Genomic DNA, 15784 nt, shown 5'->3' with positions numbered 1-15784 from the left:
CGGCTTCAGTTTGAGCCGTTGATGATGCGATGTACCGACTCGGCATAACGCTGCAACTGCGCAAGCGTCACGAACTCATCGGCGGTGTGCGCCTGGGCGATATCGCCGGGGCCATAGACCAGGGCGGTGTAACCGCCAGCCGAAAACAGCGAGGCCTCGGTCCAGAAATCCACTGCATTGCCGATCGGCAGGTCCAGCGCATCGGCCACATCGCGTGCGGCCAGGCGGCGTTCTTCGGCACGCGCGATGTCGCCGGACGGCAGGCTGGGGCCGCGGAAGGTTTCTTCGAACTGCGCTGCGGCCGGCTCGGCAAATCCGGCAAACGTCGCCAGCAAACCGTCCACGTCCATCGACGGCAGCGGACGAAAGCCGAAACGCAGCTCGGCCGCCGGCGCGATCATGTTGGCCTTGATGCCGCCCTCGACCCGACCGATGTTGAAGCGCAGGCCGGTCAGGCCGCCGAAGCGCGCATGCGCCAGCGACTCGACATGCTCCAGCGCCCTGCCCCCCCAGCGCATCGCCTGGTGCAGCGCACTGGCGGATGGATCCTGCTTGCCCGAGGCATGCCCGGCACGCCCGGCAAACCGCATCAGCACCGAGCTGATGCCGCGATGCGCCAGCACTGCCTCGCTCATGGTCGGCTCGGCGACCAGCACCGCCTCATACGGCACGCCACGCGCCAGGAACGCGGCGATGCAGCGCGGGTCGTTGGCTTCCTCGTCGGAGGAAAACAGCAAGGCCGCATCGCCCTGCCCGGCATTGGCTGCCGCCACCAGCGCCGCTGCCGCCCCCTTGATGTCGCAGACGCCCAGGCCGATCACGCGATCGTCGGTACGCCGCATCACGTGCGGGTCGGCACTCCACTGCGGCGAATCCGGCACCGTGTCCAGATGCACGTTGAACAGGTACCTGGGCTTACCGCGCACCGCATACAGGCTCACCGCACCGGCACCGTGGTCGATCACCTCGACCCGGAAACCGGGCAGCTGCGCGCGCAGATAATCGAAGATGCCGCCCTCGGCAGCGATCGCCCGCGGCGGATTGCGGGTGTCGAAGGACACCAGCTGTTCTAGGTGTTCGAGGGTGGAGACGAGTAGATCGGTCATGTCGGTTTGATCAATGGTCCGAAGCGGCGGCTAACCGGAAGTAAGGAAGGTGCGCAAACAGCTCATAAATCTCATCGAAGCCACCCTTCTCCCACCGGGAGAAGGTGCCCCGAAGGGGCGGATGAGGGTACGGGCGAAGCCCAGTGCACTGAAGATCGAGAGCTTCGCTCCGTATCCTCACCCCAACCCGCGCTTGCGGCGCGGGCGCTCCAAGGCACGCGCGCCAGTGGCGCGTAAGCCGTGCCTTCTCGCCCCGGGGGAGAGGGGCTTTAGATCCTCAGCGATTCACCTGGGCGTACAGCGTCGAGCTCATCCCGAACAGCTTGATGAAGCCTTCCGCCTCTTCCACGCCCCAGTCGGCCGACTGCGCATAGGTCGCGCCCTTGGTGTTGAGCAGGTGCGGCGAGCGCACCGCCACCGCATCGACGCGGCCACCGCGGGTTTCCAGCGTGACCTCGCCGTTGACCTTGGACTGCGACGACTTCAGGAACGCCTCGATGTCGGTCTTGAGCGGGTCGTGATAGAAGCCTTCGTACACCAGCTCCACCCACTTACGCGCCACGTCCGGCTTGAAGCGGTTCTGCTGCTTGGTCAGCACCGCATCTTCCAGCGCGCGGTGCGCGGTCAGCAGCGAGATCAGGCCCGGCGCTTCGAACACGATGCGGCCCTTCAACCCGATCACGGTGTCGCCGGTGTAGACACCACGGCCCACGCCGTAGGGTGCGAACAACTTGTTGAGCTGGGCCAGGATCTGCTCGCCCGGCAGCGCCTTGCCGTCGAGTTCAACGGCCTCGCCTTCGACGAACGTCAGGGTGACGGTCAGCGCCTCGGCCGGCCACTCGCTGCGCGGCGCGCACCAGCCACGCGCACCTTCGCCCGGCGCCTCCCAACGGTCGATCTCGCCGCCGGACATGGTCAGCCCGAGCAGGTTCTCGTTGATGGTGTAGGCCTGCTGCTTGGCGCGCACACCGAAGCCGCGCTCTTCCAGATACTTTTGCTCGTAGGCGCGGGTCTGGGTGTGCTCTTTCTGGATCTCGCGGATCGGCGCCACGATCTGGTAATCGCCCAGTGCCTTCACTGCCAGGTCGAAACGCACCTGGTCGTTGCCCATGCCGGTGCAACCGTGCGCGATGCTGCGCGTGCCCAGTTCTGCGGCGCGCTTGAGCGCGGCATCGACGATCAGGTAACGGTCGGACACCAGCAACGGGTACTGGCCCTGATAGCCCTCGCCCGCCCACACGAACGGCTTGACGAAGCCCTGCCAGATGGCCGGACCGCCATCGACGGTGACATGGCTGGCGGCACCGAGTTCGGCCGCGCGCTTTTCGATGAAATCACGCTCCTCGGCATCCACCCCGCCGGTATCGGCAAACACGGTGTGCACCGCATAGCCCTGCGCCTGCAGATACGGAATGCAGAAGCTGGTATCCAGGCCACCGGAAAACGCCAGGACGATGTCCTTCTTGCTGCCGGGAATCGGGAGTTGGGAATCGGGAATGGTGGAAGCAGTGCTCATCATTGTTTCCTTGGTACGTAAAAGTGGGGATCAACGTTCTTGCTGTTGCGATTCTCTATTCCCGATTACCGATTCCCGCTTGCGAAGCGAGCGCCGCCATGATCGCCTTCTGCACATGCAGGCGATTCTCGGCTTCGTCGACGGCGATGCAGTTGGGCGAATCCATCACCGCGTCGGTGGCCTTGACGTTGCGACGCAGCGGCAGGCAGTGCGAGAACACGCCGTTGTTGGTCAGCGCCATCTTGCGTTCGTCGACGATGAAGTGCTGGTACTGGTCGCGGATCGGCTTTTCCGGCTCCCAGTTGCCGAAGAACGGCAACGCGCCCCAGCTCTTGGCATACACCACGTCGGCACCGGCGTAGGCACTGTCGATATCGTGGCTGACCTGCAGCGAGCCGCCGCTTTCGGCCACGTTCTGCGCCGCCCAGTCCATGTAGCGCGGGTCCAGGATGTAGTCCGGCGTCGGGCACAGCAGGGTCACGTCCATGCCCATGCGGGTGGCGATGGTGAGCGCGGAATTGGCCACAGCGGTATTCAACGGCTTGGGGTGATAGGTCCAGGTCAGCACGTACTTCTTGCCGCGCAGATCCTGGGTGCCGAAGTGTTCCTGCAGCGCCATCGCGTGCGCCAGCTCCTGGCACGGGTGGGTAATCGTCTCCATGTTGATCACCGGCACCGGCGAATACTTGGCGAAGCTCCTGAGCACCTGGTCCTCGCGGTCCTTGGACCAGTCGACGAACTTCGGGAACGCGCGCACGCCGATCAGGTCGACGTAACGGCCGAGCACCCGCGCCACTTCGGCGATGTGCTCCTCGGTGTCGCCATCCATCACCGTGCCCAGATTGAACTCGATCGGCCAGGCATCCTTGCCCGGCTGCAGCACCACCGCATGCCCGCCCAGCTGAAACGCGCCCAGCTCGAAGCTGGTGCGGGTGCGCATGGATGGGTTGAAGAACACCAGCGCGATCGACTTGCCCTTCAGCTCGCTTCCCAGCTTGTTGCGTTTGAACAACGCGGCCTGGGTCAACAGCGCGTCCAGTTCGGCGCGGCTCCAGTCCTGGGTGTTCAAGAAGTGCTTCAGTGACATCGATCGATCCTTGTGCTGCGTGCTTCTGCTGCGTGGTCCGCCAGGAGCGGCGGGTGCGCGACATGCGCGTTTCTTGCGGTTGAAACTTTTGTGACGTCAAAACGAAAAAACCCAGCCTGCGGGCTGGGTTTTCAACGGCGGAACAGCAAAACGCTCCGGTTACCCAGCGAAAATGTGGGATTCCGGTCGGCGGGCACGCGAGGTCATGCCGGAGGCCATCCGGGCGGCGCTGGTGTCGTGCTGAAAGGCGTTTGCGTACATAGGGCGCGAATCCTCGCATGCATGCGGGCACGGCGCAACCGCTGCGCGGCTCAGCGCGGCGGCGCGACGATGGCGTCGGGAATGTACGGGGTGACCGACACGCGGATGCGCAGCCGGTTGCCTGGGTCTTCCGGCAGCCGCGACCGGTATTTGGTGCCCTTGTAGACATAGTCCACGTCGAAGGCGATCGGCCGCCGGAACTCGCGCGGCACTTCCACCACCCGGCAGTTGCGGCGCGTGCTGGTCGGCGGCACCGCCATCGGCACGGACGCCGGCTCGGGGCGACGGGAGAACATCTCCTTGACCGAATCCACCATCCGGTTGATGCGGCCCTCGTCCTCGACCGGCGCCACTGCCACCGGTGCGACCGGCTCGGCCTCGCATTGCTCTTCGATGCGGGTGGCACGCAAGGTCTGGTAGACCGGCTCGACGTTGAGCACCTGCGCGTAATCCAGCTTCACGTTCTCGATCACCACCACCCGGTTCTTGGGATCGGTTTCTGCCGCGTGTGCTGACGATGCCTGCCAGGCGAACACACACAGCAGCAGGAAGAACGGGGAAGGTCGCATCAGTACCAGGAGGGCGCAGCCAGGCAATACGTAAGTGTATGGAGCTTGTGATCCCTTGGGCTGAACGCAGCCCATCCGGTCACCGGCGCAGCTGCGGTCGTGCGGTTGGTTCGCCACACCGCCGCGACCGGCTAGAATCGCCCGGTTATCCTTTTTCAGATGCCGATGAGCCTGCGCCTGCACAACAACCTGACGCGGCGGGTCGAGCCGTTCGCACCGCTCGATCCGTCCAGCCCCACCCTGTATGTGTGCGGCCCCACCGTCTACAACTACGCGCATATCGGCAACGCCCGCGGCCCGGTCGTGTTCGACGTGCTGGCCGCCTTGCTGCGGCGGCGCTACGGCGCGCTGCGCTACGCGCGCAACATCACCGACGTCGACGACAAGATCAACGCCGCCGCGCAGGCGCAGGGCGTGCCGATCTCGGCCATCACCGACCGCTTCGCCGCGATCTACCGCCAGGACATGGCCGCGCTCGGCGTGCTGCCGCCGGGCATCGAACCGGAAGCCACCGCGCATATCCCGCAGATCGTGGCGATGATCGAGCAGCTGATTGGCAACGGCCATGCCTATGCCGCCGAAGGCCATGTGCTGTTCGCGGTGGCCAGCTTCGCGCACTACGGCAAGCTCTCGCGCCGCGATCCGGACGAGATGCTGGCCGGCGCGCGCGTGGACGTGGCGCCGTACAAGCGCGACCCCGGCGACTTCGTGCTGTGGAAGCCCTCCAGCGACGAGCTGCCCGGCTGGGACTCGCCGTGGGGCCGCGGCCGCCCGGGCTGGCATATCGAATGCTCGGCGATGGCCGCCGCGCACCTGGGCCCGACCATCGACATCCATGCCGGCGGCGTGGACCTGCAGTTCCCGCATCACGAGAACGAGATCGCGCAGAGCGAGTGCGCGCATGGCGGAGCGACCTTCGCGCGGTTCTGGCTGCACAACGGCATGCTCAACTTCAGCGGCGCCAAGATGAGCAAGTCGCTGGGCAATATCGAGACCGTACACGACCTGATCGCCAGGCACCCGCCCGAGGCGCTGCGCTACGCGCTGCTGAGCGCGCATTACCGGCAGCCGCTGGACTGGTCCGACGGCCTGATCGAACAGGCCAAGAACACGCTGGACCGGCTGTACGGCACCCTGCGCGACCTGGCCGCGGCCGAACACGCTGCAGGGATCGCCGCCGCGCAGCCGGCCACGATTCCCGACGAGGTGGAAGCCGCGCTCGACGACGACCTCAACACCCCGCTTGCGCTGTCGGTCATCGCCAGCATCGCCTCCGAGGCCCGCGCGCTACGCAACCAACTCGCGCATGGCAGCGACGCATCGGCAGGTGTTGCCGCGCTGTCCGGCCTGAAGTCCCAGCTGCTCGGCGCAGGCCTGGCGCTGGGACTGCTGCAGCAGGACCCGGCCGCCTGGTTCTCGCGCGGCACCGACGCCGGCGACGATGCGCGCATCACCGTGCTGGTCGAAGAACGCAATGCCGCAAAGAAAGCCAGGGATTTCGCCCGCGCCGACGCCATCCGCACGCAGCTGGCCGACGAAGGCATCGTGCTGGAAGACACCCCGCAAGGCGTGCGCTGGAAGCGCGCATGACCTTCTTCCCTTCTCCCTTCGGGAGAAGCTGCCCCGCAGGGGCGGATGAGGATGCGGGCGCAGCCACATGCACCTTCCTTGAGGTAAGAGCGAAGCCACCCGCATCCAATTCCAGCGAGGCTTCGCCCCTACCCTCACCCCCAACCCCGCTCCCCCAGGGAGAAGGGCACCATTGCGGTGTCGCCGGGCAGCGCGATCACCGACCGATTCTGGATTTTTGATGACCACCACCCCCTTCCCGCTCGAACCCACCGCCGTCCAAGCGCAGGCCGCCATTGCCGAGGAGTTCTCCTTCTTCGGCGACTGGTCCGAGCGCTACCAGTACCTGATCGACCTGGGCCGCAAGCTGCCCGGCTTCCCCGAACAGTGGAAGAGCGAAGAACACCGCCTGCATGGCTGCCAGTCCATGGTGTGGATCGTGCCGGAGGGTAATGCCGAGCGGCTGGACTTCCACGCCGTCAGCGACTCGGCGATCGTCTCCGGGCTGATCTATCTGGCCTTGCGCGTGTACTCCGGGCGTAGCGCACAGGAGATCCTGGCCACCGAGCCGGACTACATCGCCGGCATCGGGCTGGCCAAGCATCTGTCGCCGACCCGCAGCAATGGCGTGGCGGCAATGCTGGCCTTCATCCGCGACACCGCCCGCGCCCAGCAGTGAGCACCCCGACGCCCTCGCCTGCCGCCTCGCTGCGTACGCTGCTGGCCCACCCCGGCTTCGGCCTGGTGCTGCTGTATCGCGTGGCGGCGATGCTGTCGTACCAGATCGTCGCGGTCACGGTCGGCTGGCATATCTACGAGATCACCCGCAATCCGCTCTCGCTCGGGCTGATCGGCCTGGCGGAGATCCTGCCGTTCTTCTGCATCGCGCCGTTTGCCGGCTATCTGGTCGATCATCTGCCGCGCCGACGGCTGGGCATGGTCGCGGTGCTCGGCCTGGTCGCCACCGCGCTGCTGCTGTTGGCCATCACCCATGGCTGGCTGCCGGTGCAGGGCGTGTGGCCGATCTACGCGGCCATCGCGCTGACCGGTGCAGCGCGCTCGTTCCTGTCGCCGGTCTACAACGCGCTGTTCGCGCGTGCGCTGCCGCGCGAGGCCTTCGCCCGCGGCGCCAGCATCGGCAGCGTCACCTTCCAGGCCGGCATGGTGATCGGCCCGGCGCTGGGCGGCGTGCTGGTCGGCTGGGGCGGCAAGGGCCTGGCCTATGGCGTGGCCGCCGGCGTGGCGCTGCTGGCGATCCTGGCACTGGCGCTGTTGCGGGTCAGCGAGCCGGTCAACGCAGGCCCGCGTGCGCCGATCTTCCGCAGCATCGCCGAAGGTGCGCAGTTCGTGCTGTCCAACCAGGTCATGCTGGGCGCGATGGCGCTGGACATGTTCTCGGTGCTGCTGGGCGGCGCGGTGTCAATGCTGCCGGCCTTCATCCACGACATCCTGCACTACGGCCCGGAAGGCCTGGGCATCCTGCGCGGCGCCCCGGCGCTGGGCTCGATCGTGGTCGGGGTGTGGCTGGCACGGCACCCGCTGCAGCGCAATGCCGGGCGCATCCTGATGCTGTCGGTGGCCGGCTTCGGGCTGTGCACGATCGCGTTCGGCCTGTCGCGGCACTTCTGGCTGTCGGCGGCGATCCTGCTGGTCTACGGCATGTGCGACGGGGTATCGGTGGTGGTGCGCCAGACCATCCTGCAGCTGGCCACGCCCGATGCGATGCGCGGCCGGGTGTCGTCGATCAACGGCATCTTCATCGGCTCGTCCAACGAGCTGGGTGCGTTCTACGACGGGGTGATGGCACGCCTGGTCGGCCTGGTGCCGGCGGTGGTGATCGGCGGCTGCGTGACCCTGGGCGTTGTCGCCACCACCGCGTGGAAGGCGCCCAAGCTGCGCAAGCTGGACCTGCGCGACCTGCAGTGAGGTCCGCAATGATGCAGTGCCGGTTGCCGCTACCGCCGGCAGCTGGTTTCGCTTCGCGCACTGCAGCCGTGCCCTCCATCGGACTCGAGATCCCTGCGCGCCAAAGCGATCGCCTTCGCGCGCAACAGGAACGTCACAGCGCACTCCCGCACATCTGCTCGCGTATCACGCAACCGACGCGCGCCCGGCATCCGTCAGGGATGCCGATGAATGCAGCGCCCATCCCACAGGCGCGATGCACATAAAAAACCCCGCACAGGGCGGGGTCTTTTCAGTCGATTGATAGCGATTCGACCTTGTCGAACGATCAGTCGCCCTGCTGCTTCTGCAAGTGCTCCCAACGCTCCTGGGCGTCGATGGTGCGCTCGGCGGTCAGACGCGCTTCCAGGCGGTCGATGCCGATCTCTTCGCCGGTGTCCACGCAATAGCCGTAGTCGCCGTCTTCCAGACGCTTGAGCGTGCTGTCGATCTTGCCGATCAGCTTGCGGTGCCGGTCGCGGGTGCGCAGCTCCAGCGAGTTCTCGGTCTCGCGCGTGGCACGCTCGGCTTCGTCGCCGATGTCGCGTACTTCTTCGCGCAGGTTTTCGATGGTCTGCTTGGACTCTTCGACCAGGTCGTTGCGCCAGCTCTGCAGGCGCTGACGGAAGTACTCCTGCTGCAGCTTGCTCATGTACTCTTCATCGGCTGCAGGCTTGTAGCCCTGCGGCAGGATCGGACGACCGGTGGCTTCGTCGGTCTTGTACTCGACCACCTTGTACTTGGTCTTGGGAGTCGGGCTGGACGGCTTGGAGGTCACGGCCACGGCCACCTTGCCGACCGGACGGGTCGCGGCGGGCTTGGCGGGGGCTTCGGTTTTGGTTGGCGTTTTTGCTGAAGATTTCGAAACGGGCACGGGATTCTTAAGTGACGGGGTCGCAGGCTTTGCCGGCTTCGCAGGGACGGCCTTGGCGGCCGGTGCGGGAGCGGGCTTTTCAGCCTTGACCGGGACTGACTTGGCCGCAGTCGACTTGGTAGCCGGCTTCGGTACGGACTTGGGCGCCACCGGCTTGGCGGCCGGTTTGGCGGCAGCCGGAGCTGCCTTGTTCGCCGCCGGCTTGGCAGCACTCTTGGCGACAGGAGATTTTACAGGTTTGGCGGCCACGGGTTTGGACGCTGCGGTCTTGGCGACCGGCGCCGGCTTGGCCACGGTCTTGCCCGCAGCTACCTTCTTGGCAACCGGTTGCTTGGCAGCCGGCGTCGCCTGCTTGGCGGCCGGTTTTGCAGCGGCGGGCGCCGCTGCCTTCTTCGCAACGGGTTTGGCGGACTTCTTGGCGGCCTCTACGGCCTTTTTTGCAGGTTTTTTAGCAGCCACGAAACGCTCATCCTTGGTTCCCCCGGGGCCCGGGAAAGCGGGCCTTTATAGCTTACCCCACGGACCCCCGGCAACCACGTATTAATCCAAGTGGCATATCATTGGCAAGTGATCTCACGCCTGCTCATCGCGCTGCTGCGTTTCTACAAGCGGTTCATCAGCCCCTTGCTGGGGCCGCGTTGCCGTTTTGCGCCCAGTTGCTCGGAGTATGCGATGACCGCGATCGGCCGCTTCGGCCCGCTGCGCGGTTGCTGGCTGGCCGCGCGCCGGCTCGGCCGCTGCCATCCCTTCCATCCGGGCGGGTTCGACCCTGTCCCCGACGCGCCTGCGTCCGCGTCATCGCCCGCTTCCCCTTCCTGCAGTTGCAAAGGACCTCATCCATGAGCCGAACTCTCATCGTCAACGCCCGCCTGGTCAACGAAGGCAAGGAATTCGACGCCGATCTGCTGATCGAAGCTGGCCGTATCGCCAGGATCTCCGGCAAGATCGCCCCAGCCGCAGGTGACACCGTGGTGGACGCTGCCGGACGTTGGGTGCTGCCGGGCATGATCGACGACCAGGTGCACTTTCGCGAGCCGGGCCTGACCCACAAGGGCGATATCGCGACCGAATCCGGCGCCGCGGTGGCCGGTGGGCTGACCAGCTTCATGGACATGCCCAACACCAATCCGCCGACGCTGAACGCGGCCGCACTGCAGGCCAAGTACGACGCGGCGGCCGGGCGTGCCTGGGCCAACTACGGCTTCTACATGGGCGCCAGCAACGACAATCTGGCCGCGATCCAGACGCTGGACCCGAAGACCGCCCCGGGCATCAAGGTGTTCATGGGCGCCTCCACCGGCAACATGCTGGTCGACAACCCCGAGACGCTGGACGCGATCTTCCGCGACGCGCCGACGCCGATCATCACCCACTGCGAAGACACCCCGACCATCGATGCGACGCTGGCGCAGTACAAGGAAACCTATGGCGACGCGTTGACCCCGGAGATGCATCCGGACATCCGCTCGCGGCAGGCCTGCCTGACGTCCTCGCAGCTGGCGGTGTCGCTGGCGCGCAAGCACAACACCCGCCTGCACGTGCTGCATATCTCCACCGCCGACGAGCTGGCGCTGTTCGAGGCCGGCCCGCTGGTGGATGCCGAGGGCAAGCTGCGCAAGCGCATCACCGCCGAGACCTGCATCCATTTTCTGCGCTTCGACCGCAGCGATTACGCGCGGCTGGGCAACCTGATCAAGTGCAACCCCGCGATCAAGGACGCCGACGACCGCCTGGCGCTGATCGAGGCGTTGGCCGAAGACGTCATCGACGTGCTCGCCACCGACCATGCGCCGCATACCTGGGAAGAAAAGCAGAAGCCCTACGCGCAGGCACCCTCCGGCCTGCCGCTGGTGCAATACGCACTGGTGGCCGCATTGGAGCTGGTGCACGAGGGCAAGCTGCCGATCACCCGCATCGTGCAGAAGTTCGCGCATGCGCCGGCGCAGCTGTTCGATGTGGAAGAGCGCGGCTTCCTGCGCGAAGGCTATTTCGCCGACCTGGTGATGATCGACAACACCCCGTTCACGGTGAAGCGCGAGCAGGTGCTGTCCAAGTGCGGCTGGTCGCCGTTCGAAGGCACCACGTTCCGCTCGCGCATCGCCGCGACCTGGGTCAACGGTCAGCAGGTGTGGGACGGCGAACAGTTGGTCGGCACTGCCGCCGGTCAACGCCTGACCTTCGACCGCTGATGCGCGCAGCCCTGATTGGCGCCTGGCTTGCGCTGGCGCCGTTCACGCTCGCTGCCGGCAGCGTGGCTGCGCAGTCTGCCGACGCCGCGGAAGCAGTCTTCCCGCAAAGCGCCTCCCAGGGCGCGCTGGTGATCGGCAAGGTGCCGGCGGGCAGCCAGTTGCAGTACGCCGGCCGCAGCTTGCGGGTCAGCGGCTATGGCAGCGTGGTGTTCGGCATCGGCCGCGATGCCACCGGCCCGTTGCAGGTGCAGATCACCCGGCCCGATGGCAGCAAACAGACCGCCAGCATCGCGGTGACGCCGCGCGACTGGCCGGTGGAGCGCGTCAATGGCGTGCCGCCCAAGACGGTCAATCCGCCTGCGGCGATCGCCGAGCGGATCAAGCGCGAGCAGGCGCAGGTCACCGCCGCGCGCGACCGCGACGATGCCCGCACCGATTTCGCCCAGCCCTTCATCTGGCCGGTGCAGGGCCGCATCAGCGGGCGCTTCGGCAATGCGCGGGTCTACAACGGCCAGCCCGGTGCAGGCCACTCGGGCATGGATATCGCCGTGCCCACCGGCACGCCGGTCAAGGCGCCGGCCGCCGGGGTGGTGACCTTTGCCGCACCGGACCTGTATCTGACCGGCGGCACCGTGCTGCTGGACCATGGCTTCGGCGTGAGCTCGAATTTTCTGCACCTGTCGCGCATCGACGTCAAGGTGGGCGACCGGGTGGAGCAAGGCCAGGTGATTGCGGCCGTCGGTGCCACCGGGCGCGCGACCGGGCCGCATCTGCATTGGGGGATGAACTGGTTCGACGTGCGCATCGATCCGCTGCTGGTGCTTGAGCGCAGCAAGTAGCCAGCGTGCGCGGTGTGTCGACGGGGCTGGCGCGCGGCGGCATGTTCCCCGCGACCCACCCGTTGCGCTTGTGTTCGCCGCAGGGCTTTGGGGTATAACCGGAACGGCCGTCGATCGTCGCCATGCACCGGCGGGCGATCGGTCACTGGCGGTCGGTCCAGTGCTTGGCCGCCGGGCCTGCTTCATCTCCCTCCCCCGACCGCAGGAGATGCGCGACATGCGCAACCAGCAGCTCGAACCCACCCTGGGCACCTGGCAACTGTGGGGGATCGCCGTGGGCCTGGTGATCTCCGGCGAATATTTCGGCTGGAGCTACGGCTGGGGCACCGCCGGCACGCTGGGCTTTCTGGTGACCACGCTGCTGGTCGCGGTGATGTATACCTGCTTCATCTTCAGCTTTACCGAGCTGACCACCGCCATCCCCAATGCGGGTGGGCCGTTCGCCTACAGCCTGCGCGCATTCGGCACCTATGGCGGCATGCTGGCGGGCCTGGCCACGCTGATCGAGTTCGTGTTCGCGCCGCCGGCCATTGCGATGGCGATCGGCGCCTATCTCAACGTGCAGTTCCCGACCCTGGACCCGCGCATCGCTGCGATCGGCGCGTATGCAATCTTCATGGGCTTGAACATCGTCGGCGTGGCGATCGCCGCCACCTTCGAGCTGATCGTGACCTTGCTGGCGGTGATCGAGCTGCTGGTGTTCATGGGCGTGGTGGCGCCGGGCTTCAGCGTTGCGCGCTTTGCCGCCAATGGCTGGGCCGGTCGCGATGTGTTCGGCCCGGCCGCCATTTCCGGCATCTTTGCCGCGATCCCGTTTGCGATCTGGTTCTTTCTGGCGATCGAGGGCGCGGCGATGGCGGCCGAAGAAGCCAAGGACCCCAAGCGCACGATTCCGCGCGCCTACATCGCCGGCATCCTCACCCTGGTGGTGCTGGCGCTGGGCGTGATGGTGTTTGCGGGCGGGGTCGGCGACTGGCGTCAGCTCTCCAACATCAACGATCCGCTGCCGCAGGCGATGAAGGCGGTGGTCGGCAACAGTTCGACCTGGCTGCACATGCTGGTGTGGATCGGCCTGTTCGGCCTGGTGGCCAGCTTCCACGGCATCATCCTGGGGTATTCGCGGCAGTTCTTTGCGTTGGCGCGTGCCGGGTTCCTGCCGCACGGGCTGGCCAGGCTGTCGCGCTTTCGCACGCCGCATCGCGCGATTCTTGCCGGCGGCGCGATCGGCATCGCGGCGATCTGCAGCGACAGCGTGGTCAAGATCCAGGGCATGTCGCTGACCGCGGCGATGATCACCATGTCGGTATTCGGCGCGATCGTGATGTATGTGATGAGCATGCTCAGCCTGTTCAAGCTGCGCCGCGCCGAACCCGGGCTGGAGCGCAGCTTTCGCGCGCCGGGCTATCCGGTGGTGCCGGCAATCGCGCTGCTGCTGGCGCTGGTGTGTCTGGTGGCGATGGTCTGGTTCAACCCGATCGTGGCGCTGATCTTCGTGGGCCTGCTGCTGTTCGGTGCGCTGTGTTGCGTGCTGAGCTTGCGCAGCCAAGCCACGCCTGCGGCCAGCGCCAGATGAGCGGGTTCGCGTTTACCGCCGGCGGCGAGCGCTTCCAGTTTGCCGATCTGAAGACCCTGCTGGCCAAGGCCACGCCGCCGCGCTCGGGCGACCAACTCGCCGGGCTCGCCGCGAACTCCGGGCTGCAGCGGGTGGCCGCGCAGATGGCGCTTGCGAACCTGCCGCTGCGTCACTTCCTCGATGAGGCGGTGGTGCCGTACGAATCGGACGAAGTCACCCGCCTGATCGTCGACCAGCACGATGCGGCGGCATTTGCCACGGTGGCGCATCTTACCGTCGGTGGCTTTCGTGACTGGCTGTTGAGTGCGCAGGCCGACGAAGCGGCATTGACTGCACTGGCACCCGGACTCACACCGGAAATGGTGGCGGCGGTATCGAAGTTGATGCGCGTGCAGGACCTGATCCTGGTCGCGCAGAAGACGCGCGTGGTCACGCGCTTTCGCAATACGCTGGGCCTGCGTGGACGCCTGTCCACGCGCCTGCAGCCCAACCACCCCACCGACGATGCCACCGGCATTGCCGCCAGCGTGCTCGACGGCCTGTTGTACGGCAACGGCGATGCGGTGATCGGCATCAATCCTGCCAGCGACAGCCTGGCCGCCACCATCGCGTTGTTGCGCATGCTCGATGCGGTGATCACCGGCTACAAGATCCCCACGCAGTCCTGCGTGCTGGCGCATATCACCACCACCATCGACGCGATCAACCGCGGCGTGCCGGTGGATCTGGTGTTCCAGTCGATCGCCGGCACCGAAGCGGCCAATGCCAGCTTCGGCATCAATCTGGCGCTGCTGCAGGAAGGCCAGGACGCCGGGCTCTCATTGCGGCGCGGCAGCGTCGGCGACAACGTGATGTATTTCGAGACCGGCCAGGGCAGTGCGTTGTCGGCCAATGCGCATCATGGCGTCGATCAGCAGACCTGCGAGGTGCGCGCCTATGCCGTGGCGCGGCAGTTCAAGCCGCTGCTGGTGAACACCGTGGTGGGCTTTATCGGCCCGGAATATCTCTACGACGGCAAGCAGATCATCCGTGCCGGGCTGGAGGATCACTTCTGCGGCAAGCTGCTCGGCGTACCGATGGGCTGCGACATCTGCTACACCAATCATGCCGAAGCGGACCAGGACGACATGGACGTGCTGCTGACCCTGCTCGGCACCGCCGGCATCAACTTCATCATGGGCATTCCCGGCTCCGACGATGTGATGCTCAACTACCAGACCACCTCGTTTCACGATGCGCTGTATGCGCGCCAGGCACTGGGCCTGCGCGCCGCGCCCGAGTTCGAACACTGGCTGGAACAGCAAGGCATCCTGCGCCTGCGCGACGGTCGCTTCGAACTCGGCAGCGAGCTTCCCGCACCGTTCCGGCGTGCGCTGCAGCAATTGAACGCCGGCAGCGTGCAATGAGCGGCCCGACCACTCCGCGTGATGCCTGGGCGCAGCTACGTCCGCTCACACCGGCGCGTATCGCGCTGGGGCGCGTCGGCACCAGCCTGCCGACCGCCGCGCATCTGGATTTCCAGCTTGCGCATGCGCAGGCGCGCGATGCGGTGCATCTGGCCTTCGATCCGCTACCGCTGCAGGCAGCGCTGCAACAGCGCGGGCGGGACAGCATTCTGCTGCACAGCGCGGCGGTGGACCGGCACACCTATCTGCAACGTCCGGATCTGGGCCGGCGCCTGGGCGAGGATGCGGCCGCGCATCTGCGTGGCCTGACCGCGGTACACGGCGGCGGGCACGACGTCGCCGTGGTGGTCGCCGACGGACTCTCTGCGTTGGCGGTGCATCGGCACGCAGCGCAGATGCTGGAGCATATCGACGCCCTGGCCGCGCGCGAAAGCTGGTCGTTGGCACCGGTGGTATTGATCGCACAAGGCCGCGTCGCCATCGGCGACGAAGTCGGCGAACTGCTCAAGGCGCGCCTGGTGATCGTGTTGATCGGCGAGCGACCAGGCCTGAGCTCGCCCGACAGCCTGGGCCTGTATCTGACCTACGCGCCGCGGGTTGGCCTGACCGACGCCATGCGCAATTGCATCTCCAATATCCGCGCCGAGGGACTGAGCTACGCCGAAGCCACGCACAAGCTTGCGTACCTGCTGCGCGAATCATTTCGGCGCAAGCTGTCCGGCGTGCAGCTCAAGGACGAGGCCGAGCGACCGGCGCTACCGTCGGCAGGCCCGTCCAATGCCGCGCCGCGGACATTTTTACTTCCTGAGGGTGTGCGTCCGGACTTTGACCCCGGTTCGTAGTTAGCCCAA

At 66.5% G+C, this 15784-nt stretch carries 14 protein-coding genes; 9 read left to right on the top strand and 5 right to left on the bottom strand.

The window, feature by feature from the left end:
• Nucleotides 1-5: 5 nt before the first annotated feature.
• The 4 genes from FHT09_RS06790 to FHT09_RS06775 form a co-directional block, all read right to left on the bottom strand.
• Nucleotides 6-1106: an acetylornithine deacetylase gene (locus FHT09_RS06790; protein WP_104604761.1), complete on the bottom strand. Its 1101-nt coding sequence runs from the start codon at nt 1104-1106 to the stop codon at nt 6-8.
• 277 nt (nt 1107-1383) lie between these two features.
• Nucleotides 1384-2625, bottom strand: a complete 1242-nt coding sequence (locus FHT09_RS06785) for an argininosuccinate synthase (protein WP_181141217.1) — start codon at nt 2623-2625, stop codon at nt 1384-1386.
• 52 nt (nt 2626-2677) lie between these two features.
• Complete coding sequence (locus tag FHT09_RS06780) at nt 2678-3709, bottom strand: N-acetylornithine carbamoyltransferase (protein ID WP_104604765.1); 1032 nt, start codon at nt 3707-3709, stop codon at nt 2678-2680.
• 311 nt (nt 3710-4020) lie between these two features.
• Nucleotides 4021-4518, bottom strand: a complete 498-nt coding sequence (locus FHT09_RS06775; protein ID WP_166774788.1) for a hypothetical protein — start codon at nt 4516-4518, stop codon at nt 4021-4023.
• 186 nt (nt 4519-4704) lie between these two features.
• Between FHT09_RS06775 and cysS the strand changes: the two genes are divergently transcribed.
• The 3 genes from cysS (at nt 4705) to FHT09_RS06760 (ending at nt 8034) form a co-directional block, all read left to right on the top strand.
• The gene (gene cysS / locus FHT09_RS06770) at nt 4705-6129 is read left to right on the top strand and encodes a cysteine--tRNA ligase (protein WP_181141218.1); all 1425 of its coding nucleotides are present in this window, start codon (nt 4705-4707) and stop codon (nt 6127-6129) included.
• A 220-nt stretch (nt 6130-6349) separates the two neighbouring features.
• The gene (locus FHT09_RS06765; RefSeq protein ID WP_104537127.1) at nt 6350-6787 is read left to right on the top strand and encodes a SufE family protein; all 438 of its coding nucleotides are present in this window, start codon (nt 6350-6352) and stop codon (nt 6785-6787) included.
• Nucleotides 6784-8034 (top strand): MFS transporter, encoded by a 1251-nt coding sequence (locus FHT09_RS06760; RefSeq protein ID WP_104604771.1) that lies wholly within the window; start codon nt 6784-6786, stop codon nt 8032-8034. The genes FHT09_RS06765 and FHT09_RS06760 overlap by 4 nt, the downstream gene beginning before the upstream one ends.
• A 307-nt stretch (nt 8035-8341) precedes the next feature.
• Here the strand turns inward: FHT09_RS06760 and dksA are convergent, their stop codons facing one another.
• Nucleotides 8342-9385: an RNA polymerase-binding protein DksA gene (dksA, locus tag FHT09_RS20430; protein ID WP_104537125.1), complete on the bottom strand. Its 1044-nt coding sequence runs from the start codon at nt 9383-9385 to the stop codon at nt 8342-8344.
• A gap of 90 nt (nt 9386-9475) precedes the next feature.
• Between dksA and yidD the strand changes: the two genes are divergently transcribed.
• The 6 genes from yidD to eutC all read left to right on the top strand — a co-directional run bounded on the left by yidD (nt 9476) and on the right by eutC (nt 15775).
• Nucleotides 9476-9769 carry a membrane protein insertion efficiency factor YidD gene (yidD, locus tag FHT09_RS06750; RefSeq protein WP_104537124.1) on the top strand — a complete coding sequence of 98 codons (294 nt, stop codon included), beginning with the start codon at nt 9476-9478 and terminating at the stop codon, nt 9767-9769.
• On the top strand, nt 9766-11115 hold the full coding sequence (locus tag FHT09_RS06745) for a dihydroorotase (RefSeq protein WP_104604773.1): 1350 nt from the start codon (nt 9766-9768) through the stop codon (nt 11113-11115). Before yidD ends, FHT09_RS06745 begins: the two co-directional genes overlap by 4 nt.
• Nucleotides 11115-11954, top strand: coding sequence for a M23 family metallopeptidase (locus tag FHT09_RS06740; protein WP_181141219.1), 840 nt, complete (start codon nt 11115-11117; stop codon nt 11952-11954). Before FHT09_RS06745 ends, FHT09_RS06740 begins: the two co-directional genes overlap by 1 nt.
• A 208-nt stretch (nt 11955-12162) precedes the next feature.
• On the top strand, nt 12163-13527 hold the full coding sequence (eat, locus tag FHT09_RS06735; RefSeq protein ID WP_104604777.1) for an ethanolamine permease: 1365 nt from the start codon (nt 12163-12165) through the stop codon (nt 13525-13527).
• A complete protein-coding gene (locus FHT09_RS06730) occupies nt 13524-14933 on the top strand; it encodes an ethanolamine ammonia-lyase subunit EutB (RefSeq protein WP_104604779.1) in 1410 nt (469 codons plus the stop codon). The genes eat and FHT09_RS06730 overlap by 4 nt, the downstream gene beginning before the upstream one ends.
• Nucleotides 14930-15775, top strand: coding sequence for an ethanolamine ammonia-lyase subunit EutC (eutC, locus tag FHT09_RS06725; RefSeq protein ID WP_104604781.1), 846 nt, complete (start codon nt 14930-14932; stop codon nt 15773-15775). Before FHT09_RS06730 ends, eutC begins: the two co-directional genes overlap by 4 nt.
• The last annotated feature ends 9 nt before the right edge of the window (nt 15776-15784 follow it).

Origin of the sequence: Xanthomonas sp. CFBP 8152, from assembly GCF_014199025.1 — a bacterium.
Taxonomy (GTDB): Bacteria; Pseudomonadota; Gammaproteobacteria; order Xanthomonadales; family Xanthomonadaceae; genus Xanthomonas; species Xanthomonas arboricola_B.
Note: the sequence above shows the minus strand (reverse complement) of the source record. Positions and strands in the feature narration are given on the sequence as shown.

What these genes read in the sequence shown, in the direction of transcription:
- FHT09_RS06765 (WP_104537127.1), top strand. Translation starts at nt 6,350, where the DNA reads ATGACCACCACCCCCTTCCCGCTCGAACCCACCGCCGTCCAAGCGCAG.
- FHT09_RS06790 (WP_104604761.1), bottom strand. Translation starts at nt 1,106, where the DNA reads ATGACCGATCTACTCGTCTCCACCCTCGAACACCTAGAACAGCTGGTG.
- FHT09_RS06745 (WP_104604773.1), top strand. Translation starts at nt 9,766, where the DNA reads ATGAGCCGAACTCTCATCGTCAACGCCCGCCTGGTCAACGAAGGCAAG.
- eutC (WP_104604781.1), top strand. Translation starts at nt 14,930, where the DNA reads ATGAGCGGCCCGACCACTCCGCGTGATGCCTGGGCGCAGCTACGTCCG.
- FHT09_RS06780 (WP_104604765.1), bottom strand. Translation starts at nt 3,709, where the DNA reads ATGTCACTGAAGCACTTCTTGAACACCCAGGACTGGAGCCGCGCCGAA.
- eat (WP_104604777.1), top strand. Translation starts at nt 12,163, where the DNA reads ATGCGCGACATGCGCAACCAGCAGCTCGAACCCACCCTGGGCACCTGG.
- FHT09_RS06785 (WP_181141217.1), bottom strand. Translation starts at nt 2,625, where the DNA reads ATGATGAGCACTGCTTCCACCATTCCCGATTCCCAACTCCCGATTCCC.
- FHT09_RS06740 (WP_181141219.1), top strand. Translation starts at nt 11,115, where the DNA reads ATGCGCGCAGCCCTGATTGGCGCCTGGCTTGCGCTGGCGCCGTTCACG.
- cysS (WP_181141218.1), top strand. Translation starts at nt 4,705, where the DNA reads ATGAGCCTGCGCCTGCACAACAACCTGACGCGGCGGGTCGAGCCGTTC.
- FHT09_RS06730 (WP_104604779.1), top strand. Translation starts at nt 13,524, where the DNA reads ATGAGCGGGTTCGCGTTTACCGCCGGCGGCGAGCGCTTCCAGTTTGCC.